At 61.2% G+C, this 23,024-nt stretch carries 18 protein-coding genes; 8 read left to right on the top strand and 10 right to left on the bottom strand.

All coding sequences use genetic code 11. From position 1 onward, the window contains the following. The 3 genes from folC to G5253_RS00920 all read left to right on the top strand — a co-directional run bounded on the left by folC (position 1) and on the right by G5253_RS00920 (position 2,612). Complete coding sequence (folC, locus tag G5253_RS00930; RefSeq protein WP_266133884.1) at positions 1-1,260, top strand: bifunctional tetrahydrofolate synthase/dihydrofolate synthase; 1,260 nt, start codon at positions 1-3, stop codon at positions 1,258-1,260. Between the two features lie 74 nt (positions 1,261-1,334). Next, positions 1,335-2,123 carry a cell division protein DedD gene (gene dedD, locus G5253_RS00925; RefSeq protein ID WP_227340733.1) on the top strand — a complete coding sequence of 263 codons (789 nt, stop codon included), beginning with the start codon at positions 1,335-1,337 and terminating at the stop codon, positions 2,121-2,123. 171 nt (positions 2,124-2,294) lie between these two features. Continuing rightward, the gene (locus G5253_RS00920; protein ID WP_216953896.1) at positions 2,295-2,612 is read left to right on the top strand and encodes a heavy metal-binding domain-containing protein; all 318 of its coding nucleotides are present in this window, start codon (positions 2,295-2,297) and stop codon (positions 2,610-2,612) included. A gap of 116 nt (positions 2,613-2,728) precedes the next feature. Here the strand turns inward: G5253_RS00920 and cysG are convergent, their stop codons facing one another. The 5 genes from cysG to G5253_RS00895 all read right to left on the bottom strand — a co-directional run bounded on the left by cysG (position 2,729) and on the right by G5253_RS00895 (position 8,270). Then, complete coding sequence (cysG, locus tag G5253_RS00915; RefSeq protein ID WP_266133885.1) at positions 2,729-4,108, bottom strand: siroheme synthase CysG; 1,380 nt, start codon at positions 4,106-4,108, stop codon at positions 2,729-2,731. A 197-nt stretch (positions 4,109-4,305) separates the two neighbouring features. Beyond that, positions 4,306-5,316 (bottom strand): sulfite reductase subunit C, encoded by a 1,011-nt coding sequence (gene asrC / locus G5253_RS00910; RefSeq protein ID WP_266133886.1) that lies wholly within the window; start codon positions 5,314-5,316, stop codon positions 4,306-4,308. Positions 5,317-5,327: 11 nt separating this feature from the next. Further along, positions 5,328-6,167: an anaerobic sulfite reductase subunit AsrB gene (asrB, locus tag G5253_RS00905; protein WP_266133887.1), complete on the bottom strand. Its 840-nt coding sequence runs from the start codon at positions 6,165-6,167 to the stop codon at positions 5,328-5,330. A gap of 1 nt (position 6,168) precedes the next feature. Beyond that, the gene (gene asrA / locus G5253_RS00900; RefSeq protein WP_043819574.1) at positions 6,169-7,227 is read right to left on the bottom strand and encodes an anaerobic sulfite reductase subunit AsrA; all 1,059 of its coding nucleotides are present in this window, start codon (positions 7,225-7,227) and stop codon (positions 6,169-6,171) included. A 200-nt stretch (positions 7,228-7,427) separates the two neighbouring features. Continuing rightward, entirely contained in the window at positions 7,428-8,270 is an 843-nt protein-coding gene (locus tag G5253_RS00895) for a patatin-like phospholipase family protein (protein ID WP_042080448.1), read from the bottom strand. Positions 8,271-8,535: 265 nt separating this feature from the next. Here G5253_RS00895 and G5253_RS00890 point away from each other — a divergent pair, with 265 nt between their 5' ends. Further along, positions 8,536-9,552: a S66 family peptidase gene (locus G5253_RS00890; protein ID WP_421202608.1), complete on the top strand. Its 1,017-nt coding sequence runs from the start codon at positions 8,536-8,538 to the stop codon at positions 9,550-9,552. A 134-nt stretch (positions 9,553-9,686) separates the two neighbouring features. Here G5253_RS00890 and G5253_RS00885 read toward each other — a convergent pair whose 3' ends face one another. Then, positions 9,687-11,282 (bottom strand): methyl-accepting chemotaxis protein, encoded by a 1,596-nt coding sequence (locus G5253_RS00885; protein WP_266133889.1) that lies wholly within the window; start codon positions 11,280-11,282, stop codon positions 9,687-9,689. Between the two features lie 256 nt (positions 11,283-11,538). On the opposite strand from G5253_RS00885, the gene hutW reads away from it, so the two are divergent. Continuing rightward, entirely contained in the window at positions 11,539-12,900 is a 1,362-nt protein-coding gene (gene hutW, locus G5253_RS00880) for a heme anaerobic degradation radical SAM methyltransferase ChuW/HutW (protein WP_266133890.1), read from the top strand. Positions 12,901-12,998: 98 nt separating this feature from the next. On the opposite strand, the gene G5253_RS00875 is transcribed toward hutW, so the two are convergent. Next, the gene (locus G5253_RS00875) at positions 12,999-14,399 is read right to left on the bottom strand and encodes a DEAD/DEAH box helicase (protein WP_266133891.1); all 1,401 of its coding nucleotides are present in this window, start codon (positions 14,397-14,399) and stop codon (positions 12,999-13,001) included. Positions 14,400-14,560: 161 nt separating this feature from the next. After that, entirely contained in the window at positions 14,561-15,037 is a 477-nt protein-coding gene (locus G5253_RS00870) for a glutathione peroxidase (RefSeq protein WP_040066373.1), read from the bottom strand. A 338-nt stretch (positions 15,038-15,375) separates the two neighbouring features. On the opposite strand from G5253_RS00870, the gene G5253_RS00865 reads away from it, so the two are divergent. Then, the gene (locus G5253_RS00865) at positions 15,376-15,984 is read left to right on the top strand and encodes a 2OG-Fe(II) oxygenase (protein WP_040066372.1); all 609 of its coding nucleotides are present in this window, start codon (positions 15,376-15,378) and stop codon (positions 15,982-15,984) included. A 204-nt stretch (positions 15,985-16,188) separates the two neighbouring features. Then, positions 16,189-17,178: a D-alanine--D-alanine ligase gene (locus G5253_RS00860; protein WP_266133892.1), complete on the top strand. Its 990-nt coding sequence runs from the start codon at positions 16,189-16,191 to the stop codon at positions 17,176-17,178. Between the two features lie 164 nt (positions 17,179-17,342). Here G5253_RS00860 and mngB read toward each other — a convergent pair whose 3' ends face one another. Together mngB and mngA are read right to left on the bottom strand one after the other, a co-directional pair. After that, positions 17,343-19,997 carry a mannosylglycerate hydrolase gene (gene mngB / locus G5253_RS00855; RefSeq protein WP_266133893.1) on the bottom strand — a complete coding sequence of 885 codons (2,655 nt, stop codon included), beginning with the start codon at positions 19,995-19,997 and terminating at the stop codon, positions 17,343-17,345. Between the two features lie 86 nt (positions 19,998-20,083). Beyond that, positions 20,084-22,030, bottom strand: a complete 1,947-nt coding sequence (gene mngA / locus G5253_RS00850) for a PTS 2-O-a-mannosyl-D-glycerate transporter subunit IIABC (RefSeq protein ID WP_227340722.1) — start codon at positions 22,028-22,030, stop codon at positions 20,084-20,086. A gap of 247 nt (positions 22,031-22,277) precedes the next feature. Between mngA and G5253_RS00845 the strand changes: the two genes are divergently transcribed. Next, positions 22,278-22,997: a GntR family transcriptional regulator gene (locus G5253_RS00845; protein WP_075115913.1), complete on the top strand. Its 720-nt coding sequence runs from the start codon at positions 22,278-22,280 to the stop codon at positions 22,995-22,997. Positions 22,998-23,024: the final 27 nt, after the last annotated feature.

Below are 23,024 nucleotides of genomic sequence, written 5' to 3'. Positions count from 1 at the left end.
ATGAGTTCAAACATGCAACAATCCCAAAGCCGGTCGCTTGTCGACTGGCTTTCTTATTTGGAGCAGATCCATCCGGTCAATATCGACATGGGTCTGGATCGGGTCGGTGCCGTTGCCCGGCGTATGGGGCTGACCCAACTGCCGTTCAAGGTGATCACGGTGGCGGGTACCAACGGCAAGGGCTCCAGCTGTGCCATGGCGGCCAGCATTCTGATGGCCGCAGGCTATAAGGTCGGCGTTTACTCCTCGCCCCATCTGCTGCGCTTTACCGAGCGGGTGCGGATCAACGGGGCCGAACTGGCCGACAGCGATCACTGCGCCGCTTTTGCCGAGGTGGAAGCGGCTCGCGGCGAGATTGCCCTCACTTTCTTCGAGTTCGCGACACTGGCTGGGCTGTGGCTGTTTCGCCGCGCCGCGCCCGATGTGCTGCTGCTGGAGGTGGGGCTGGGTGGTCGGCTCGACGCCACCAATGTGGTGGAGTCCGATGTGGCGATGATCACCTCCATTGCCCTCGATCACTGCGACTGGCTGGGTGATACCCGTGAAGCCGTGGCGGTGGAGAAGGCTGGGGTCTATCGCGCCGGCAAACCCGCCATCAGCGGTGAGCCCAATCCACCTGCGACTATCGCGAGCGAAGCACAGCGTCTTGGCGCCAACCTGCGTCAGGTCGGTCTCGATTTTCGTGGCGATGAGCACGAGAGCGGTTGGGATTATCACGGCCTCAACCAGTGGCGGGATCTGCCAAAACCGGCGCTGCCGCTGATGAACGCGGTGACCGTGCTGGCGGCGCTGGAATCCCTCGGCTTGCCGCTGCCGGAGTCCGCCATTCGTGACGGGCTTGCCAATGCCCGGCTGGCTGGCCGGATGCAGCAGTTGCAAAGTGCGCCGCTGGTGATCGTCGATGTGGCCCATAACCCCCATTCGGCAGCCTATCTGGCCGCGCAATTGCGCAAGATGCCCTGCACGGGTGTGCGCCGTGCCGTGGTCGGCATGCTCAAAGACAAGGACATGGCGGGGTCACTTGCTGAGCTCGACGGTCTGATCGGCGAGTGGTATCTGGCCAGCCTCACCGGCCCGCGCGCCGCCACCGCTGCGCAACTGGCTGCGGCGTTGGGAGAGGGCAAGGGGCCTGCCAGGGAGTTTGATGATGTCAGCGCCGCTTATCAGGCAGCGTTGGCCGCATCGAGTCCGGACGATATGGTCATTGTGTTTGGTTCGTTTTACACTGTCGCCGACATTCTGGCGGGTGTCGCCGTCTAGGCCACACCCCGGCTCCCCAGCCCTTTGGCGGGGAGCCAAATCGCATATTGAGTTACGTAAAGGTAGGATTCAACTTGGCCTCGAAGTTTCAAAACCGTCTGGTGGGCACCGTCATCCTGGTGGCCCTGGTTGTTATTTTCCTGCCGGACTTGCTGGATGGTCACAAGCTGGCACAAAAGGAGGAGGCCTTTGCCAAGATCCCGCTGCGCCCCGAGCTGGAGCCTGCCAAGCCTGCGCTGCAGGTCTCGGCAGCCAGCAGCCTGCCCGCCGATCATCTGGCCAGCCAGCAACAGGCCTCTGCGGCCCAGCAGTGGCAAGTGGAAGAGGTGGCTGACCCCATGACCCTCGCCGGTCAGGGCAACGGCGCGCAGCTGGCGACAACCCCTGCCGCACCGGTCCAGTCGCAACAGAATGCCCAACCCAAGCCACAGCCCAAGCCAGAAGTGGTGGCCAAAAAACCGGTCGAACCGCCCAAGCCAGCACCCAAGCCGACGCCAGCCAAACCGGTTGAAGTGGCCAAGGCACCTGCGCCAGCCAAACCACAGGCGGGTCAGATCAAGTCCCTCGATGATCTGATTGAAAGCAAGATGAATCAGTCGACCACACCTGCACCCGCGGCCGCGCAGGGTAGCTGGATCCTCCAGCTTGGTGCCTTCAAGAACGTCGACAGCGTCAACGCGCTGGTGAGCAAGCTGCGGGCGGCGGGCTACTCTGCCCACACCTCGCCGCGCACACCGGTGCAGGGTCAGCTCAACCGTGTCTTTATCGGGCCGGATGTCTCCAAGGCCAAACTGCAGGGGATGCAGGGACGGATCTCCCAGATGACCGGCCTCAGTGGCTCGGTGGTCTCCTACAACCCGTAATGGCGTTGCCGTTTGCAATGGCCCTCTGAAACAAACACCGCGCCCCGTGCGCGGTGTTTTTTATCTGACCGTCGTGATTTTTAATGACGGCGTCGTACAGGCCACCACCCGGTTGGGATTTGCTGTCAGTTGGGGTAGTCTGGGGCCTTCTGCTACTCACAGGAGTTCAAGATGATCCTCTCGACGACCCCCACGCTGGAAGGCAAAACCATTCGTGAATACCGCGGCATCGTGGTTGGCGAAGCCATTCTCGGCGCCAACATTTTCAAGGATCTCTTTGCCGGGATCCGCGACATCATCGGCGGCCGCTCCGGCGCCTATGAAAAAGAGCTGGCCCGTGCCCGCGACATCGCCTTCGATGAGCTGAAAGAGCGCGCTGCCGCCCTTGGCGCCAATGCGGTGGTCGGTATCGATATCGACTACGAAGTGGTGGGGCAAAACGGCAGCATGCTGATGGTCAGCATCAGTGGTACCGCCGTGCTGGTGTGATGCGCCTCGCAAGGGTTGCCTACAACTGCCGTCGCAGGCAGGGTCACGGATAAAGTGGATAACTGCTGGCTGCCCAAGGGCCGACAACCCGGTTGTCGGCCCTTCTCGTTTATTGATCAATTTCTGCCGTTGCCATACCAGTCGAGCTGGTCGGCCAGAGTGACCACCGAGCCGATGATGATGAGACTCGGGCTCTTCACCTGACGGGCCAGGTCGGCCAGCTGTTGCAGCTCGCCGCGCACCACCCGCTGACTGAGCTGGGTGCCTTGCTCCACCAGCGCCACCGGGGTGTGGCCGGGCATGCCGTGGGTTTGCAGCGCATCCTGAATGCGGGCGGCGTGGGCCAGCCCCATGTAGAAGACCAGGGTCTGGCGGGGGGCGGCCAGCGCCGACCACTCCTGGGCGATATTGCCCTCCTTGTCGTGGCCGGTGATGAACTGCACCCGCTGGGCATGATCGCGGTGGGTGAGGGGAATGCCGCTGTAGGCGGCGCAGCCTGAGGCTGCCGTAATGCCCGGTACTACCGAGAAGGGGATGCCCGCCTCGGCCAGGGTCTCCAGCTCCTCACCGCCACGGCCAAAGATAAAGGGATCGCCTCCTTTGAGCCGCACCACCTGTTTGCCGAGGCGGGCCTGCTCAAGCAACAGCTGGTTGATCGCCTGCTGGGGCACGCAGTGGCGGCCCGCCTCCTTGCCGACAAAGATCCGCTCGGCATCCCGGCGAACAAGCGCCAATACCTCCTGCGACACCAGCCGGTCATAGACCACCACATCCGCCTGCTGCAACTGCTGCAGACCGCTTAGGGTAAGCAGTCCCGCATCGCCGGGGCCGGCGCCCACCAGGGTGACGCTTCCCTTGCTCTGCGGTTGCTCCTCGAGCAGCTCAGCGACACTCTGTTCGGCAGCTTGCTGCTGGCCGCGGGCCAGTTGGCGGGCGAGGCGATCGTGGCTAAAGAGCCGCTCCCAGAAGCGGCGGCGGGCCAGCTTGTCCGGAATGAGTTTGACCCGCTCGCGCAGCTTGCCCGCCAGCGCCGCGAGCTGGCCGAGGTGTTGCGGTAGCATGGCTTCGAATTTTTCCCGCAGCTGACGGCTTAGAACCGGCGCCGCGCCTGCGCTGGAGATGGCCACCATCAGCGGCGAGCGGTCAATGATGGCGGGCATGATGGCGCTGCAGTGGGCAGGAGAGTCCACCACATTGCAGAAGATCTGGCGCAGGCTCGCCTCATGAAAGACCTGATGGTTGACCTCTGGCTGGTTGGTGGCGGCTATCACCAGCCACTTGCCATCGAGCAGTTCGGGATGAAAGCCGGCGGCGCAGACGGTCAGGCGACCCTGCTCGGCCCAGCTCATCAGTTGGGGTTCCAGGTGCGGGGCATTGATGGTGATCTTCGCCTTGGCATCGAGCAGCAGGCGCGCCTTGCGCACCGCCACCTCACCGCCGCCGACGATCAGGACCGGCTTGTTTTGCAGCTGACAGAAGAGAGGGAGAAAGTCCATAACAGGCTCCGGATGCAGGCCCGCTCGCAATGCCGCGCCGGGCGAGATAGCAGGGCGCGCCGTGACGCACCCCGGATGGTCGGGGGAAAGATCCCCCGACGGGAATAAAAAAGGGGAAGGGTGATCTACGCCCGGGCCAACGACAGATCCCCACCGGTGTCGGCCACTTGATCACGCTTCCCCAAACGAGGTTTTTCCTATTGCACCGCTTTGACGTGCATGTTGGCGACGTACAGATCTTCGGCCCAGAAGATGCGGTCAGCGACCATGGCTTCCGGGTTGAGGGTGACGCCGCGCAGCACCCGCTCCTTGAACTTGTGATAACCGGCCCGGTCGATAAGGTGACCCATGTGCAGGTAGATGGGTTTGCCATCCAGCATCTCGGCCTCGAACTCGAACAGGTTCTTGATCACCGCATGCAGCACCTCTTCGGTGACCCAGTTGAGGAACAGCTTGCCGGTACGGGGGGTCTTCTTGCTGGTGCGCCCCCCCAGCTTGACCATGTAGAGCTGCTTGGGATCCCGCTGCCAGGCGAGGGTCGGGCAGGCCAGCACGCACTCGCCACAGCCGATGCACTTGCTCTCCTCCTTGACCGCCTTGCCATGCTTGATGGCGAGGCAATCCACCGCGTGGTGGCTGCATGCCTTGACGCAGGCGCCGCAGCCGATGCAGCGCTCGGCATTGAAGTGGATTTTGGCGATGCCGAGGATGCCGAAGTCGGCCATGTTGGCCTTGGCGCAGTCGTTGGGACAACCGGCGATCACCATCTTGAGGTGATAGGGGTTGGGGTAGAGGTGCTTCTCCATCCGCTGGGCCAGCCCGGTGCAGTCGATATTGCCCTTCTGGCAGATGGTGTTGCCCTGACAGGCGACGATGTTGCGCCCGCCGATGGTCTGGTAACCGGCTGTGGTGTCCTCTACCTCGATGCCGCAGGTCTCCACCTCGATCTCCTTGATAAAGGGCTCGAGGGCGGCATTGACCTTGTCCATGTCCTGATACTTGATGCCGGGCATCGCCAGCTTCTGGCGGGTGGTGAGGTGGATCAGGCCGTTGCCATACTGTTCGGCGATCTGCTGGGCTACCGTCAGCAGGTGGGCGGGCATGATCCCGCCGGGAATGCGTACGCTGATCATCGCTTCGCCGCGCACCTTGGAGAGGCGGTATTCGTTCTTGGCGCGGGCCTTGATGATGTCGATATCGAGACTCATGGTGTTCTCCCTCAGTCGATCAGATGCTGGGCCTGGTCAAAACGAAAGACCGGTCCATCCACGCAGATATAGGTGTCGCCCATCCGGCAGTGGCCACACTTGCCCACGGCGCAGGCCATGCGGCGTTCGTAGTCGACCCAGATGCGATTCTTGGGGATGCCCCGCTCGAGGAAGGCGAGCACCACGAAGCGGATCATGATGGGGGGGCCGACCACGATCACCTGGATATCCTCCTTGTCAGCGAGATCCAGCTGGTCGATGTAGTCGGTGACCCGGCCGATGCGAAACTGCTCGCTCTCCTTGCCCTCGTCCAGGGTGACGATGAGGTTCTGCTGCTCGGCCCAGAGCGGCATCTCGTGGCGATAGAGCACCGCCTGCTCGTTCTTGAAGCCGAGGATCATGTCGAGGGACTTCACCTCTTCCGGGTGTTTGCTGAAGCGGCGCAGCAGCCCCTTGACCGGGGCGACGCCGGTACCGCCCGCCACCACGATGAGGTGCTGGTTGCGGTAGGTTTTCAGCGGGTAGCCGTTGCCGTGGACGCCGCGCATCCACACCTTGTCGCCCACATCGAGGGCAAACAGCGCATCGGTTACCTTGCCGACCTTACGGATCAACAGATCCACATAGCCATCGCCATAGTCGGAGACCGAGATGGGCGCTTCGCCGACGGTGGGCAGGGAGACCTCCACAAACTGGCCGTAGTGGACATCAAAGTCGCGGGAGACCCGAAAGTTCCACTCCAGCTCGGTGTGACGCTCGATGGCCAGAATGGTGTAGGCCTTGGGCAGCAGGCGGTTTTCGACCACGTCCTGCTGCGGTTCTGCTGTTGCGGTTTGCTGGCACTGGCACATATCAGTTCGCCCCCTGCGCGTTGTCGGCTGCGATGGTCTGTTCGACCACATCGGTCATCTTGTTGATGATGTTGCTAAAGGAGATGTAGTGAGGGCAGCGATCGTCGCAGCGGCCACAGCCGACGCACATGTGCTCCTCCCCCTGACGGGCCTTGTAGTCGTTGACCTTGTGCAGGGCGCGATAACGCAGGCGCTCGCCATGCTTGGCGCGAAAACCGTGGCCACCGGCCATGTCGCTGAAGCCATCCACCATGCAGCTGGCCCACTGGCGACGGCGCTCGCCCTGCTTGGGGTTCTCCGCATAGGTGAGGTCGTGCACGCTGTAGCAGCTGCAGGTCGGGCAGGAGGTGGTACAGCGGCCGCAGCCGATGCAGCGGCTGTCGTACTCGGCCCAGACCGGATGGGCGGTGAGGATCTGGCGGATCCGCTGGGGGTCGTCACAGACGCTGTCCGGGGTGCGTACCTTGACCGGGTTGCTCTGGACAAATTCCGGGGTGAAGTCGTCGGATTCACCGAGTTCGGCAAAGTAGCCGAGCAGCTCGGGATCCTTCACCTCGATACGGGCACCCTCATCGCTCAGACGAATGGCGGCGGCGTAATCCTGGGTCTCGTTGCTGCCCATGGAGACGCAGAAGCAGTTCTCGAAGCTCTCGCGGCACTCCAGCAGTACCAGCTTGAGCTTGCTGCGCAGCCGGGCGTAGTAGACGTCGCTGTTCTGGCCATTTTTCAGGTAGACCTGATCCAGCCTGCGCAGGGCGTGGATATCGCAGCTGCGCAAGAACAGCAGGGTAGGCTTGGCCTCCACCTTTGATTCGCGCAGCTCCAGATTGTCGAAGTGGAACAGGGTCTGGGTGATGGGGAGCACCACCTCTTTCGGGGAGAAGTGGGACTTCTCCTGCCACACCAGATCGGCCGGATGGCGGATGCTGTGGTAGGTGACGTTGTCGGTGTCGGAGAAGCGGCCGCCCCGATATTCGGCCGCGGGCGCCATGATCCGGTAATCGGGCAGCAGCCGCTCGAACAGCTGCGCCAGCGCGGGATGGGTGAGAAGAAACGACATAAATAAACACCTTGTATGAGGGTGAGATGCCCTGGCATAGGGATGAGGAGCGGGCCGGTCAGGGTGTCTGGCACCGGTTCTGGCCGCGCTTGCCTCGCCACGGTCTGTTTTTATGACTCATGTTGCTCAACTGACCCGATTGTTATTGTGTTGGCGGCGCGTGCGTCGCGGCAGGTCGGGTCATGCCTGTAAAACCCTTGTCAATTGAGCAGGGCGGCCTGATAGCCTGCGCACTTGCCCATCACGTATCCCATCTCCAGCTTGTTGATATCGCGGGTGAAACGGGAAACGGGGAAGTAGTCGGCCGGGGCGATCACCTCGATCTGGCAGTCGTCCGGCGGATTGGCGATAAAATCGAGCGCCTCGTTGTAGCTGCGATCCCGCTGCTCCAGCGCCTGTGCCAGCGCGGGGCGGGTCTTGAGCAGAGTGCGGATCATCCAGGGGAAAGGCATCGGCTTGAGCCGATAGCCAAGGGGCTCGGAGAGGATCACCGTCAGGTGACGGGCACCGCGGCGGTAGGCTTCGATCACCGGGATGGAGTCGGCCACCCCGCCATCTGTCATCGGTACCCCGTGTACCTCCGGGTATTCGTGGGAGGCGAGGGGAATGGCGCAGCTGGCGGGCAGCACCTCGTTCATGTTCTCCGGCTTGACCCGGATGTACTCCGCCTTGCCGGTCAGGGTATTGGTCACCACCGCATAGAAGGGGATGCCGGTCTCCCGGTAGGCGTGAATGTCGAGGGGATACTTGCGACAGCTGGTGTTCCACAGCCAGTGGATATCCACCAGATTGCCCCCCTTGGCAAAACGCAGGGGATCCATAAACTGCTGGCTGCATGCCAGTTTGGTCAGGATCTCGTGGCTGCGGCCATGCTGGCTGGCGAGATAAGCCAGCAAGTTGGTGGCCCCCGCCGAGACGCCGATGGCGAAGTCAAAGGGGCGATAGTCATGCTCGATAAACGCATCCAGCACGCCGCTGGCAAATATGCCGCGCATGGCACCGCCTTCTACAACCAATGCGCTGGGGGATGCGTTTTTGTTCATGACAGGCACCTCATTGATAAGTCAGAGAGAAAAAGTGGGAAAGAGAACGTTCGGGCTGTCAGGCCGACCGTTCTGACAACCAACCGGGGTTGGCCATCGCAATGAGGTCATTCTAGGAAGGGGATGGTGTTTAGAATATCTGTTAATAATGAATCAAGTGTTTTGTATTTCTAAACGATAGTGATAAACCCGTTGTGATCAAAGGGGTTGTGTAGGAGTCTCAACGACTCTGTGATGGCTGGATATTGGCAAGGATGAGTGTGTCATGACGTTATTGGTTCCCCCGCTGCTCCAACGTGGCGATACCATCGCTTTTTTCTCCCCCTCCAGCGCGGCGACCGCCTGGGCACCCAACCGTTTTGCCCGCGCAAAAGCCTTTCTTGAGGGGCAGGGCTTTAGGCTCAAGGCGGGCAGCTTCACCGGCCAGCAGGAGCACTGGCGTTCCGGCTCCATCGTTGCGCGGGCCGAGGAGCTCAACGCCCTTATTCGCGACCCAGAAGTACGCTGCATCATGTCGGTGATTGGCGGCAGCAACTCCAACTCCCTGCTGCCCTACCTCGATTTTGAGGCGCTGAGGCGCGACCCCAAGATCATCGTCGGCTACTCAGACGTGACGGCGCTACTGCTCGGCATCCACGCCCAAACTGGCCTGGTTACCTTTTATGGCCCGGCGCTGGTGGCCTCCTTTGGCGAGTTGCCGCCGCTGGTGGATGAGACGCTGGCCAGTTTTTTACAGATTGCATTGGCCGATGAAGCTGGCGTCCCCTGCACGCTGCCCACCCCGGTAAAGTGGAGCGATGAACGGCTCGATTGGGAAAGCCAGACCCGGGCCAAGCGTTGCCAGCCCAATCGGCTGATCTCGGTGGGTTCAGGTCGGGTTGAGGGACGGCTGATTGGCGGCAACCTCAACACCATGGCGGGGATCTGGGGCTCCCCCTATATGCCCGTCATCGAGCACGGCGACATTTTGCTGCTCGAGGACAGCCTGAAATCTGCCGAGACGCTGGAGCGCTCCTTTGCCCATCTCAAACTGTGCGGGGTGTTTGATCGGATCGGCGCCCTTATCCTCGGCAAGCACGAGTTGTTCAACGATCAGGGTAGCGGCAAGCGCCCCCTCGATATCCTGCTGGAGGTGGTGGGGGAGCCGAGCTTCCCCATTCTGGCGGAGTTTGACTGCGCCCATACCCACCCCATGCTGACGTTGCCGCTGGGTATCGAGGTGGCGCTTGATCTCGACCGCCAGCAGCTCACGCTACTGGAGCCCTGGTGGGATGACTGTTGAGGCTATGTTGCCAAGGGAGATGAAGCACACATGCTATGTGCTGAAGAGGATTGATGAATGCTCGACACCGCCCATCAAGGGTAGTTTGCGGCAACAAGCGCGACTCGGGAGCGCGCTTGTTGCCATTGGCTGGATTACCAGCGGTAGGTTTTCAGCAAGGCCTCCAGTTTTTGACACTGCTCGACCAGCTGGATACTGGCGAGGTTGGCGGCATGGGCCTGACCCAGAGTGTCATTTGACGTATTGCGAATGTCGCTGACCGCGTGATCCACTTCGCTGCAGACCCTGTCCTGCTCTTCTGCTGATTGTGCCATCTGGGCGTTGAGGTCATTGATGCTGGCGATGCGTCCAATGATGTTTTGCATGGCCGCCAAGGTCGCCTCTGTCTTGCTGATGCTCTCACCGGCTTTGCTTTTTGCATCCCCGATCACCACAACGGCGCTTTGGGCCTCGTTTTGCAGGGCGGCGATCATCTGGGAGATCTCCTCGCTGGCGGCACGGCTACGGTTGGAGAGGGCCCGCACTTCATCGGCTACCACCGCAAAGCCACGGCCTTGCTCGCCGGCCCTGGCCGCTTCAATGGCGGCGTTGAGGGCCAGCAGGTTGGTCTGATCGGCAATCCCCTTGATCACCTCGAGCACACCGTCAACAGCCAGGCAGCGGCTGTCGAGTTGCTGGATCACCTGATCCACCCGATCGATCTCTGCCGACATCTCGCCCATATCTGTGATGGAGTGCTGGGCGAGGCGGCTGGTGTCAGCGGCATCCTGATTGGTGAGGGCGGAGAGCTCGGCGCTGTGGCGGGCATGTTCGCGCACTTCATGAGAGCTGGCGGCCAGTTCGCTTACGGCGGCGGCGACCTGGGTGGTCATCCCCTCTTGTTGACGGGCCGAGTTTTCGGTCTGGGTCGCCACCTGACGGATCTGGTTCGACTCCTGATAGAGCTGGTGGGTTGCCCCTTCCACCTCCTGCAGGCTGTGGCGGAAGCCCTGCACCATGTCATTGACGGCGCGGGTCATCTGGCCCAGCTCATCCTGACTCTGGTTGATCAGGGGGAGGGCGAGGTCGCGCTCTTTGGCCATCCGGATCATGGTGAGCTGCAGTTGGCGCAGTGGGTGTTTCACGTAGCGTTGCAATACCCACCAGAGCAAGCCGAAGCCGAGGCTGAAGACGGCGGCCAGGCTGCCGCTCAGGATCAGGTTGTTGTGGCGGATCTCGCCGAAGGTGTGGCTAAGGTCATAACTGATCCGCACAGCCCCCATCACGGTCCCCTCATTGACCTGATGACAGGTGAGGCACTGGGTGCCGCGATACTCCTTGTAGGCTTTGAACGGTTTGATCAGGGTTAGCCGGTTGCCCTGCTGCTCCAGAATGGCTTCGCCCTGATTGATGGCACGCTCATCGAGGGGATCCTGTGCTTTCTGATCCGGATGACCCGGGCCAAACAGGTTGCTGACGGCCGGCGCGCGCACCAGACGGGCCTCAACGATGCCCGCTTCACTCTTGAGTTTGGTCTGCACTATCTGCCGGTTGGCCATGCCACCTGTCATCATCAGCACGTTCACCTGATCCATATAGGTGTTGGCCATGCTCTCCACTTTCTCCTCTGCCAGCCGGATGGCGAGATCCCGTTGCAGCCATGCGGAGAGTTCGAAGCAGAGGCCAAAGGTGGTGCTGATGACCAGCGCAAGAGGGAGGAATATTTTCCAGTTCAAGGAGAGGTTATGCATTTTGGGCAAGTTCCATGCGCTTGGTGTTGTTATGTGATCCCGTATCATCTTGATCGTAGACGAAGAAACGGCGGGAGATGGTTCTCTATCGGCACACGATAACCACTCTTGAGTAAATAATCTGTTAAGCAGATCGGTAATGCTGGTTGCCAAAATGCCTTTCGGGAGGGGGGCTGCTCCTCGGGTTGATCCAGAACAAAATGTCAGTAACGATAATCGTTATCATTGTCATTATTTGCTGATAATAGTGACCATCATGAATCTGACCCCTTCCATGACCGGTATTCCCACGCCGGATCCCCTCAAGTTTGCTTTTAGCGCCAAGACCTCGGCTCACGCCAGTCGGGGAGGGATGCGCCCCTTCCCGCTGGATGAGGCTGGCTGGCAGAGCTGGTGGCAGCGAGAGAGTGAAGCTGAGGAGCGCGCCCTTTACATCCACATTCCGTTTTGCCGAAAGCGCTGCAGTTTCTGCAATTTTTTCGAAAATGGCGCCAATCCGGCGCGGATAAACCGCTATGTCAACGCCTTGTGCGCCTCCCTTGCGCAGGCGGCTGACACCCCGCTGGCGCAGAGCATGCCATTTTCAGCCGTCTATGTGGGGGGCGGTACGCCGACCGACATGAGCGCCGATGAGCTGGCCATGCTGGCTGCCGTGATCCGCCGTTTTCCGCTGGCGGCGGATGCCGAGGTGACGCTGGAGGGGCGCCTCAACGGCTTTGATGATGAGAAATGGCAGGTGGCGCTGGCGGGGGGCTTCAACCGCTTCTCCTTCGGGGTGCAGAGCTTTGATACCAGGGTGCGTCAGCAGGCGGCCCGTTTCGATGACAGGGAGGCGCTGCTGACCCGTCTGGGTGAGCTGACCCGGGATGATGCGGCTGTGATCGTGGCGGATCTCATCTTCGGCCTGCCCGGTCAGGGTGATGCCGTGTGGCAGCAGGATATCCGCGATGTGATGGCGAGTGGTGTACACGGGGTCGATCTCTACCAGCTCATCGCCATGCAGGGCACCAATCTGGAGCGGGCGCAGGAGAAGGGCACCCTGGATTGGCTGGCCGATGGCCAGCAGCGGGCGGCCATGTATGCCTATGGCGGGGCGCAACTGGAAGCCCACGGCTGGGAGCGTCTATCTTGCAGCCACTGGCGGCGCAGTCCGGCCGAGCAGAGTCGTTATAACCAGATGGCCAAGCGCGGTGCGGAGATCCTCCCCTTTGGCGCCGGTGCTGGGGGCAGCATTCTTGGCCACGGCTTGATGTATGGACGGGATCTGGCCCCCTGGCATGACGCGCTGGCCAGTGGCAAGCGGGCGCCCGGGATGGTGATGGGGCGCAATCACAATGCAAGGATGGACGGTCTGCTGCGTGGCGCCCTCGACAGTGGCGTGCTGGCGCTGGATCATCTGCCAACGCCTTTGCTGACCCATCTGATGCCGCTTTTTGCCGCCTGGCAGCAGCACGGGCTGGCCGAGATCGGGAGCGCACGGTTGCAACTCACCCTCGCCGGACGCTTCTGGAACGTCAATATGCAGGCTGGCTTGTTCGAGTTCTTGCAGCTCAATCCGCTCGATGGTTCAGCGCCGCCCAGCCATGGTACCGCCGCGGTGCGCCATTCGCTGGTCTGAGCCCGAGTGGAGCATTTGCACGGCTCCGTGTGATCCACAACGAAAGAGGGAGCCTTGCAGGCTCCCTCTTTTGGCTTGGCAGTTAGCGTCGTGCGAGCTTACTCGTCGCTGCTCTCCTGATAGCTGTCGCGCATTGCTTTGGGCAAGCGGCGCATTGGCGCAAAGCCGATATCCTCGCCCACCACTTCCCGTTTGCGGGACTTGTTTTGAGGAGACTGGGCGGGCTTCTTGGAGGCATCATCCTTGGCTTTGCCCTTGCCTGCGGCAGGTTTGCCTTTGGCATTGCTCTTGGCGTTGGCATGGCCGCGAGCCCGGGGCGGGTTCTGCACCGGCTTGCTGCCCGGCAGAGTCTGGCGACTCGGCTTGCCGCTTGGCTCATACCCTTCCAGGATCTCCACGGTCAGGGATTGGCCGATCAAGGCTTCGATAGCCTTGAGCTGACCCAGCTCGTCCTGGCTGACCAGCGAGATTGCCTCGCCGCCACGACCGGCGCGGCCGGTACGGCCGATACGGTGGATGTAATCCTCCGCCATCTGGGGCAGTTCGAAGTTGATCACGTAGGGCAGTTGATCGATATCCAGACCGCGGGCGGCGATATCGGTTGCCACCAATACCCGAACGTCGCCACTGCGAAAATCGGCCAGCGCCCGGTTGCGGGCTCCCTGGCTCTTGTCACCGTGGATCGCCACGGTATTGAGGCCATCTTTTTGCATCTGCTGGGCGAGGCGGTCGGCGATCTGCTTGGTACGGACAAAGACCAGCACCCGCTGCCAGTTGCCACGGCCAATCATGTGGGAGAGCAGCTCGCGGCGGCGTTCCCGATCCACCTGAATGATGCGTTGGGTCACCTGCTCCGCGGCAGTATTGCTGGGGTCCACCTCGATCAGGGTGGGGTCGTTCAGCAGGTCATCCGCCAGCGCCTTGATGTCGTTTGAGAAGGTGGCAGAGAAGAGCAGGGTTTGCCGCTCTGCAGGCAGCGCCTTCATGATGCGGCGGATGTCGACGATAAAGCCCATGTCGAGCATGCGATCCGCTTCATCCAGTACCAACACTTCCAGCTGGCTCAGGGTCAGGGCGCCCTGGGTCAGCAGATCCAGCAGACGGCCCGGGGTGGCGACCAGAATGTCCACCCCCAGCTTGATGGCGTCCAGATTGGGCTTGATGCTGACACCGCCATAGGCGATCAGAGTCTTGAACGGCAGGTGGTGGGCATACTTTATGATGCTCTCGCCCACCTGTGCCGCCAGTTCGCGGGTCGGGGTGAGCACCAGGGCGCGCACCTGACGTCGCCCGCGGCCATGGTTGGCCAGCAGACGCTGCAACATCGGCAGGGTGAAACCGGCCGTTTTGCCTGTGCCTGTCTGGGCACCGCCGAGCACATCCTGACCAGCCAGAATAGCCGGAATGGCTTGCTGCTGGATGGGGGTTGGCTGTTCGTAACCCAGCTCCTTGACGGCCCGCAGGATGTGCGGGGACAGACCCAGTTCGTTGAATGACATGTTCGAGAGAAACTCCTGAGATGAGCCTTTGGCTCAACGGGTGGCCAGCGCGTTGGGGCCAGCCACGATATGGAAATGATAACGGGGGCGTAATATAGCAAAAGAGCGGCCGCTGCGCAGTAGCTGTTGTACCGGCCGCTCTTTTGTATCGCGAAAAGCAATCAGAGCAGGTCGCGGATGGGGGTGACCAGACTCTCCGGCTTGGTGGTGGGAGCAAAGCGGTCAACCACCTTGCCATCACGGTCGATCAGGAACTTGGTGAAGTTCCACTTGACGTTTTCGAGCCCCAGCAGCCCCGGTTTCTCTTTCTTGAGCCATTGATAGAGGGGGTGGGCCTGTTCACCGTTGACATCGCACTTGGCCATGATGGGGAAGCTGACCGGATAATCGAGAGAGCAGAAGCGAGCGATCTCGTCCGCATCCCCCGGCTCCTGATTGCCGAACTGGTTGCAGGGGAAGCCCAGGATCACCAACCCCTCTGGCCCCAGCTCGCGATAGAGGGCTTCCAGCCCCTCGTATTGAGGAGTAAAGCCACATCGGCTAGCCACATTGACCACCAGTACCACCTTGCCCGCCAGTTGAGTCAGCGGGTAGGGGCTTCCATCCAGTTGTTGCAAAATAAGGTCGGGCAGAGGCATAAGCAGATCCTTCTCGTGGTTATCCGTGGGGTGTCAGGTCGGTTGTGGCGATGAGCGCCGGCCTAACGACATGATGGTGATGTGGCTACGGTATCGGTTGGCTCTTTTAACGGCAAGGTGAGAGCAAGGATCCGTCCCCTTGATTGCAAGGGCCATCACAGTTTCGACAGCCAATACGCTCCTTGGCAGAGCGGGATCACAACTGTCGACAAAAACGCGGGGCGGCGGGCAGCAACTCGCGTATTGATGTTGGGACTTCTCAAGAGAAGCAAACCGGTTTGTGACTTTGCCGGTAAGTCGCTACAAAGCGCCCTCTTTCTACTCATTGTGAGCCAATCTTGGACTATCAAGCTGCCATGGATGCCATTTACACCCGGGGATGGGTGATAGTGGATGATTTTTTGACCGCCACCGAGGTGGATGCCCTCAAAGCCTGTTTGCCAAGCGAATGGCAACCGGCCGGGATCGGCCGTGACGCCCTGCACCAGGGCAATCCCGACATTCGCCGTGACCAGATTCACTGGCTGGAGCCCTCCCTCGGTGCGCCGGTGGCTGACTACCTCGCCCGGATGGAGTCCCTGCGTCTTGCCGCCAACCGGATGCTGATGCTGGGATTGTTCGACTACGAGGCCCACTTCGCCCGCTATCGCAGCGGGGATTTTTACGCCACCCATCGGGATGCCTTTGCCGGTCGCTCCAACCGCCGTCTTACCACCGTGTTTTACCTCAACAACGACTGGCTGCCCGAAGCGGGTGGAGTGCTGCGCATGTATGACGACAAGGAGCAGTTTCTGATGGATGTCAGCCCCAAGGGGGGGCGGCTGGTCATGTTTCTCTCCGAGGAGTTTCCCCACGAGGTACTGCCTGCCAATCGCGAGCGCTACAGTATTGCCGGCTGGTTTCGGGTCAATGGCAACGGCATGGGAAGGGTCGATCCCCCGCGCTGAGGGGCAATGTGTCCCGATTTTGACACAGGGGAGACTTTTCACTGCAAGAAGTGGGGTCATGGGTCTCCCATCAGCTGACAAGGGTTGATCTCCCTTGCTACACTGGCGCGCACTTATGTTCGTATCTGGCTTCGTCCGGTTTTTATGGTGGTTGGCTTATCAAATGGTCATGACGAGGCCGCTTTTCCCAAGGGATCACATCTAATGAAGAACATGCATGTCTTGCTGCTGTGCGGCGGCGGTGGCTCAGAGCACGAAGTTTCTCTGCGCAGCGCCAATTTCCTCGAGCAACAACTGGGCCTTCTGCCCGGTGTCGAAGTGACCCGCGTCGAGATGTTCGCCGATCGCTGGCTAAGTGCCGATGGCCGCGAGTGCAAGCTGGGGCTCGACAAGCTGCTTTCGTTCGACAGCGTGGCCCGTCCGGTGGATTACGTGGTGCCCTGCATCCACGGCTACCCGGGTGAGACCGGCGATCTGCAATCCTTCCTCGAACTGGCCGGATTGCCTTATCTCGGTTGTGATGCCGAGGCGAGCAAGATCTGCTTCAACAAGATCAGCACCAAGCTGTGGCTCTCCGCCATCGGCATTCCCAACACCCCGTACCTGTTCCTGACCGAGCAAAATGAGGCGGCGCTCGCCGAGGCCAAAGCCGCGCTGGCCAAGTGGGGCAAGGTCTTTATCAAGGCCGCTTCCCAGGGCTCTTCCGTTGGCTGCTACTCCGCCAGCAACGAAGCGGATCTGGTGAAAGGCATTGCCGATGCATTTGGTTACTCCGAACAGGTTCTGATCGAGAAAGCGGTCAAGCCGCGCGAGCTGGAAGTGGCGGTTTACCAGTATGGTGACGAGCTGGTGGCGACGTATCCGGGCGAGATCTGCGTGCCGCAGGACAAGTTCTACACCTATGAAGAGAAATACAGCAGCGCCAGCCATACCGAGACCGCATTGCGTGCCGAGGGGCTGACCCAGGCGCAGGCCGATGCGATCCACGAGTATGCCCTCAAGGCATTCCGTCAGCTGAAGCTGACCCACCTCTCGCGCATCGACTTCTTCCTGACCGACGAGGGGGAGATCCTGCTGAATGAAATCAATACCTTCCCGGGCATGACCTCCATCTCCATGTTCCCGAAACTGCTGGAGCATCATGGTCACCACTTCGCCGACTACCTTGAGCAGATCCTGCGCAAGGCCAGCTAAGTGCGCTCTCCCGCTCGCGGGATGAAGCAGGGCCCAATAAAAATCCCCGCCAATCGGCGGGGATTTTTTTATGTCTTTATCAAGCGGGGCAGGCCAGCTTGAAGGGATAAACAGGCGGGGATGACTCTTCCCCGCCTGTTGCTACCTGTGGGTGTTACCGGCGGTTAGCCGCGAGCCACCCGAAAGCGCACGCTGCGGGAGTGGCACGGCGCCAGCTCGCCAAACTCGCCAGCGGCCAGTTCAAGGGGCAGGGGCTGTTCGTCCATCCGCACCGCTTGCCAGTCGCTCAGGGCGTGTTCGCAGCTCACTTTGCCACCCTTCAGCACAGCCTGCTCGCTCGGGTTGTAGACCCGGATCACCAGCGCCTCTTCATCCTCGGCTTTCTTCAGGGCACTCAGCACCGGACCGGAGGGATCCATGGAGAGCAGACTGAAGTGGAGCGGGGTGGTGAAGCTCGCCTTGTTGAGCTTCATGGCATCGAACGGGATCTTGTTGTAGCAGCGAACCGGGGTGAGGTAGCGGCGCGCCGCCTGCATCACGTTGGCGCTGATGTGATCGCCGGCAAACGCCAGTAGGCTGAAACGGCAGCTGAGTTTGCCACGCACCTGGGAGTCCGGGGTGGGCAGCTTGATGCCGGAGGGGCGACCCGGGCGCAGCAGCAGCTCCTCTTTACCGAGTACGCCGACCCCGCGCAGCAGGGTGAGTGCCAGGGTGTCGCACTGCTCACCGATCACTTCAAACTCGCGCAGACCGTCGCTCAGCACCGCCAGTCCCTGCTTGCCATCTTGCAGGGCGACGAAGTTCATCAGCTGCCAGACCGGAATGGGCGCCTCTTTCCAACCTTCCGCTTCCCAGTTCGCCATGGCGCTGTCGCGGGTGGGGCGGGTGATGCAGCCAAACTGGTTGTCAGAGACCACAGTGTCGCTCGGGAAGGGGGTGGGGATCAGCACCCGCACCCGGTGATCATCGGCCTGATTGTCGAGCTCCAACTCGATGTCGATACGCGGGCTCTGATGCGCCAGGGTGATGCGGCAGGTGACATCAAGGTGGCCGCTGCACTGGCGGTGGGCCCGCTCGGCTAGGTTGGCCGGCAAGGCCATACGCAGTTTGAGAGTGGCGATGCTCTGCCACGCCTGATGGGTGACCTCGCGGGTCACCGCAAACTCGGTGGAGTAGCGCAGCCATTCGTCCCGCGATGGTGAGTAGTCATACTCGTCACCATCATCGGAGCCCTCTTCCAGCGTGAGCACCTGATCGAAGGTGGTGCCGCGCAGCTTGTCCAGGATCTGCAAAGTGCCGTTGTCATTGAGGGCGATGCGGTAAAAATCGTTCTCCAGCAGCTCGCCGCTGGCCGTCACCGGCTGCTCCAGTCCCGGCTGGTTGCCCTCGATATGGAGAGTGCAGTAGCCCATGGCCGGCAGCGGATGACAGAGCTGGATGTCGTACTCCATAAAGGGGTCGTAGTTGCCATAGTGCACGATCTGTCTGTCCACCAGACCCGGGTCAATCTCGCGTTTGGCGCGGATGAAGTAGGGGACCGGCTGGCCCGCTTCATCGCGCAGGGCAAAGGATTGGGCGCGAATGCGGATGCTGGTGTTGATCACCTCCTGACGAGGGAAGGGCATCAGGTTGAACAGGCAGAGCTTGTCAGCCACCTGTACCCCGTCTTCACAGAGCGCCACCGGCATGTTGTCGACAATCTTGCGCATGTAGAAGCGGATCAGGTTCTCGGCCATGTCGTCGGCCAGAATGAAGCGGGTCATCACCTCCTGATGCACCTTGTCGCTGCAGCAGCAGCCGATGCTGTCATGGGCGTGGTTCTTCATGATCTCCTTCCACATCTTCTCAAGCAGCCCATGGTGGTACTCGAAGCCGAGTGCCCAGGAGATGCTCGCTAGCGGTTCGAGGATGTTGACGATCTTGCTCTCGATGGCGGCATGGGCCAGCTTGATGTCCATCCGGGTGGAGGAGATGGTGCGGTGTACCCGCATGTATTTGCCGTCGTTGAACTCCCCCTTGAGGGTGGCCAGCTGGTCGCGGCACGCCTCGATGCGCTCGAAGACCTGCTCGAAGCGGCTCATGTGGAATTCACGCTGGGGGTAGATCTCGCGCAGCTTGTCGATGATGGCGAAGATGTTCTGCTGCAGCGGCATCTGGTCGTGGCCGTTGGGCAGCAGGATATCCTTGGTCACCGAGGCCTTCTCCAGTACCTCGAAGTAGGATTCGAGCCGCTTGCGCAGGCCCGCTTCATCTTCCGGCAGGTACTTGCCGATGGCGTAGCCAAGCGGTAGCACCTGGGCGGTCACCTCGCTGCCGTCGTTGCTTTGCCAGAGGAACTCGGTCTTGTCGGTACCGTGGCGCTCGGAGCAGCCGCGCCAGAACATGGCCCGGTCAATCCCGAAGCCGTTGAAGATGTGGGGCAGTTGGGAAGACATACCGAACGAGTCGGGCAGATAACCGATCTTCATCGGCTCGCCAAGGCTAAGGCAGTCGCGCATCCCGTAGAGCAGGTTGCGCAGGATGGACTCGCCGCTCACCTGCATGGTGTCGGTCTGGGTATACCAGGGGCCGATGATGAGCTTGCCCGCTTCCACCAGTGCCTTCACCCGGGCCTTGTTCTCGGGCTGGATGGCGAAGTAATCCTCCAGCACCGCGGTCTGGCCGTCCAGCACATAGAACTTGTAGTCGGGGTCGGATTCAAGACGCGCCAGGATCTCCGCCATGTTGTTGACCAGCAGGATGCGGGACTCCTCGGTGGTGAAGTACCACTCCCGATCCCAGTGCATGTGCGGCGTGATGTGAACTCGTGAAACTGTCATGACAATGATCCTTTACTGACGCACGGCGGCCTTTGCCTGCCGTGCGGAAAAATAGTCTGTTGAAAAACCGTTTGTGAGGATGAGCCTTACTCTGCGGCGACCACCTGATAGGTGCCGCGCTGCATGGCGTGACGGCGCCAGCCGATCAGCACCACAGTGGAGATAAGGGTGCCCACCAGTGCCGCACCGAGCCAGACGGCGGCAGCCATCAGGGCGCCATGGCCGCCATCGTGGAGCAGGAAGAGGGAGAAGATGCCGGCTCCCGGGGTGGAGAGACCAATCCCCATGGCTCCCACCATGGCGCCGGTGACCACCGAGCCTGCGAGGAAGGAGCCGATCACCCGGATTGGATCTTCGATGGCCATCGGAATGGCGCCCTCGGTGATCCCCGCCAGCCCCAGCAGCCAGGTGGACTTGCCGGTCTCGATCTCGAAGGTCTGGAACAGGCGTGGCGCCAGCATGGTGGAGAAGGTGACGGTAAAGGCCGAGACCATCTTGACCGCGCCGAAGATGGCGTAGGGGCCGTAGACCCCGTTGGCCATGGCGCCGAGGCAGAAAGCGTAGGCCGCCTTGTTGACCGGGCCACCCAGGTCAAACGAGCACATAAAGCCGAGCAGGGCGCCCAGTACCAGCGCATTGGTGCCGGAGAGGCCGTTGAGCCATTCGGTGAGGCTGTTGTTGAGCCAGGCCACCGGCTGGCCGATGACAAACAGCATCAGGCTGCCCGCCACCAGAGTGCCGATCACCGGATAGAGGTAAAAGGTGAGAAAGCCGTTGAAGTTGGGGCTAAGGCGTACATGCTGCTTGACCCAGCGCATCAGGTAACCGGCGATAAGACCGCCGACCACGCCGCCGAGAAAACCGGAGCCAATCATGTTGGCGGCCAGTCCCGCCGCAAAGCCTGGGCCCAGCGCCGGTTTGTCTGCCAGCGAGTAGGCGGTATAGGCCGCCAGCACCGGTACCATCAGGGTGCCCAGCATGCCACCGCCAAGCTTGCGATACATCCAGAGCCAGGAGTTCTCGGTATCAAACAGATGTTGCAGGCCGAAGATCTGGGCCAGCAGCACAGAGACGGCGAGTACGGTACCGCCTGCCACGATCAGCGGCACGGCAAAGGAGATGCCGCTCAGCAGCGCCTGCTTGAGCTCGGTCTTGAGGCTCACCTTCTTGCCGGTCTGCGCGTCGCTTTGGCTGGTGTTGGGCGTCGCGGCGGTGCGACCGGCCTTGGCCGCTTCCAGCGCATCATTGAGGATCCGCTCGGCATGGCGAATGGGTTCGGCCACCGGCGTTTCGATACGGGGGATGCCAGCAAAACGCTCCTGCTCCTTGATGGCCACCTCGGCGGCGAAGATGCAGGCCACCGCAGCATCGAGTGCCTCTTGCGGCAGGCGATCCTCGATGCCGTTGGCACCCTGCTTTTCGACCAGTACCCGAATGCCCAGCTTGCGCCCCGCCTTTTCCAGATACTCGGCAGCCATATAGGTGTGGGCGATCCCCGCCGGGCAGGCGGTAACACAGACCACAGTGGGTTTATTTGTATTTAAGTTGTCTTCTTTTTCTGGTTGCTTGTCGCCATCCCCTTCACCATCAAGCAGCGCCATCAGCTGCTCGGCACTCTGGGCCGCCAGCACTGCCTCGCGGGTATCGTCATCCACCAGGGCAGTGGTGAGGGTGGTGAGCAGCTGCATATGGGTGGAGCCCGCCTGATCGGTCGGGATCGCCAGCATGAAGATCAGGTTGACCGGCTCGGGGCCGTCGATCCCCTCCCAGCCCAGCTCCTCGCTCAGGGTAGCGACGGCAAAGGCTGCTTCACGCACCGCATCACACTTGCCGTGTGGCACCGCAAGCCCTTCGCCAAGGGCGGTGGGGCCCTGCGCCTCGCGGGCCATGACCGCAGCCAGAAAGGCAGCCTTGTCGTGCAGCTTGCCGGCCTGATCGAGCCGATCAGCCAGCGCATGAATGGCCGCATCCCGATCGGCAAACCGGGTTTGCAGCGTGATGAGATGGGGGCCGGTAAGACTGGTCAGATTCATGATGATCCTCTGTCAGGTTGGCTTGCCAGCAAGCCGTCATGGTGAAAGTGACAGCGATGCTAACAAACCGGCCGACTGATTTTTGTGAGTGGTATCATACAATTCATTATTTGTATTGTTTTTGTATTGTCAGTTCAAGGTGATTTGTTAGGTCAAATGAGGCCGAGCCGTTTTGTCTGCCGGGCAACTGGGGTAGAATGGCGCCTCTTCCATTTATCATGGCGCAGAGCCGACGAGGTGGCCTTTCGTGTCGAAAAAACCCATGTATCGCCAGATAGCCGACACCATCCAGCAGTGGATTGCGCAAGGGGAGCTGGCCCCCGGCGATGCCCTGCCCACCGAAGCCGAGTTGCGCGAGCAGTTCGGGGTGAGCCGGGTGACGGTGCGTCAGGCCCTCAAGCAGCTGACCGAACTCAACGTCATCGAGAGCATTCAGGGCAGCGGCAGCTATGTTCGGCAGGAGAAGGTGAACTACGACATCTATCAGCTCACCAGCCTCTACGAGAAGGTGACCGATCCGGCGGTCGAGACCCACAGCGACATTCTCGCCTTCGAGGTGATCAAGGCGAGCAGCGAGCTGGCCGAGCGGCTCAATCTGGTGGAGGGGGCGCTGGTCTACTACGTCAAGCGGGTGCGCTTTATTCGCCAGATCGCGGTAACGCTGGAGGAGACCTGGATGCCGCTCGCTCTCTTCCCCGACCTCAGCTATGCGGTGATGCAGGGCTCCAAGTACCACTACATCGAAGAGGTGAAGCAGCTGGTGATTGACCGCAGCGAGCAGGAGATCATTCCGGTGCTCCCCTCGGCGCAGGTTGTGGAGGCGCTCGGTATCGATCCTGCCAAGCCCATTATCGAGAAGGTCTCCCGTGGCTTCTTGCAAGATGGCACAGTGTTCGAGTTCAGTCGCAACTTCTTCAAGAGCGATGACTACAAGTTCACCCTGGTCGCCCGCCGCGCTAAGGGGTGAGCGGGCGGCTGCACCCGATATAAAAAA

Origin of the sequence: Aeromonas sp. 602658 (assembly GCF_049173005.1) — a bacterium.
Lineage (GTDB): Bacteria > Pseudomonadota > Gammaproteobacteria > Enterobacterales > Aeromonadaceae > Aeromonas > Aeromonas veronii_A.
This window is presented reverse-complemented; position numbering and strand designations above follow the sequence as displayed.

Excerpts from the sequence above, each read along its gene's own strand:
- G5253_RS00920 (WP_216953896.1), top strand. The coding sequence starts at position 2,295 with ATGATCCTCTCGACGACCCCCACGCTGGAAGGCAAAACCATTCGTGAA.
- G5253_RS00870 (WP_040066373.1), bottom strand. The coding sequence starts at position 15,037 with ATGCCTCTGCCCGACCTTATTTTGCAACAACTGGATGGAAGCCCCTAC.
- asrA (WP_043819574.1), bottom strand. The coding sequence starts at position 7,227 with ATGTCGTTTCTTCTCACCCATCCCGCGCTGGCGCAGCTGTTCGAGCGG.
- G5253_RS00860 (WP_266133892.1), top strand. The coding sequence starts at position 16,189 with ATGAAGAACATGCATGTCTTGCTGCTGTGCGGCGGCGGTGGCTCAGAG.
- cysG (WP_266133885.1), bottom strand. The coding sequence starts at position 4,108 with ATGGACTTTCTCCCTCTCTTCTGTCAGCTGCAAAACAAGCCGGTCCTG.
- mngB (WP_266133893.1), bottom strand. The coding sequence starts at position 19,997 with ATGACAGTTTCACGAGTTCACATCACGCCGCACATGCACTGGGATCGG.
- hutW (WP_266133890.1), top strand. The coding sequence starts at position 11,539 with ATGAATCTGACCCCTTCCATGACCGGTATTCCCACGCCGGATCCCCTC.
- G5253_RS00890 (WP_421202608.1), top strand. The coding sequence starts at position 8,536 with ATGACGTTATTGGTTCCCCCGCTGCTCCAACGTGGCGATACCATCGCT.
- folC (WP_266133884.1), top strand. The coding sequence starts at position 1 with ATGAGTTCAAACATGCAACAATCCCAAAGCCGGTCGCTTGTCGACTGG.
- G5253_RS00875 (WP_266133891.1), bottom strand. The coding sequence starts at position 14,399 with ATGTCATTCAACGAACTGGGTCTGTCCCCGCACATCCTGCGGGCCGTC.
- asrB (WP_266133887.1), bottom strand. The coding sequence starts at position 6,167 with ATGTGCCAGTGCCAGCAAACCGCAACAGCAGAACCGCAGCAGGACGTG.
- G5253_RS00895 (WP_042080448.1), bottom strand. The coding sequence starts at position 8,270 with ATGAACAAAAACGCATCCCCCAGCGCATTGGTTGTAGAAGGCGGTGCC.
- G5253_RS00885 (WP_266133889.1), bottom strand. The coding sequence starts at position 11,282 with ATGCATAACCTCTCCTTGAACTGGAAAATATTCCTCCCTCTTGCGCTG.
- asrC (WP_266133886.1), bottom strand. The coding sequence starts at position 5,316 with ATGAGTCTCGATATCGACATCATCAAGGCCCGCGCCAAGAACGAATAC.
- mngA (WP_227340722.1), bottom strand. The coding sequence starts at position 22,030 with ATGAATCTGACCAGTCTTACCGGCCCCCATCTCATCACGCTGCAAACC.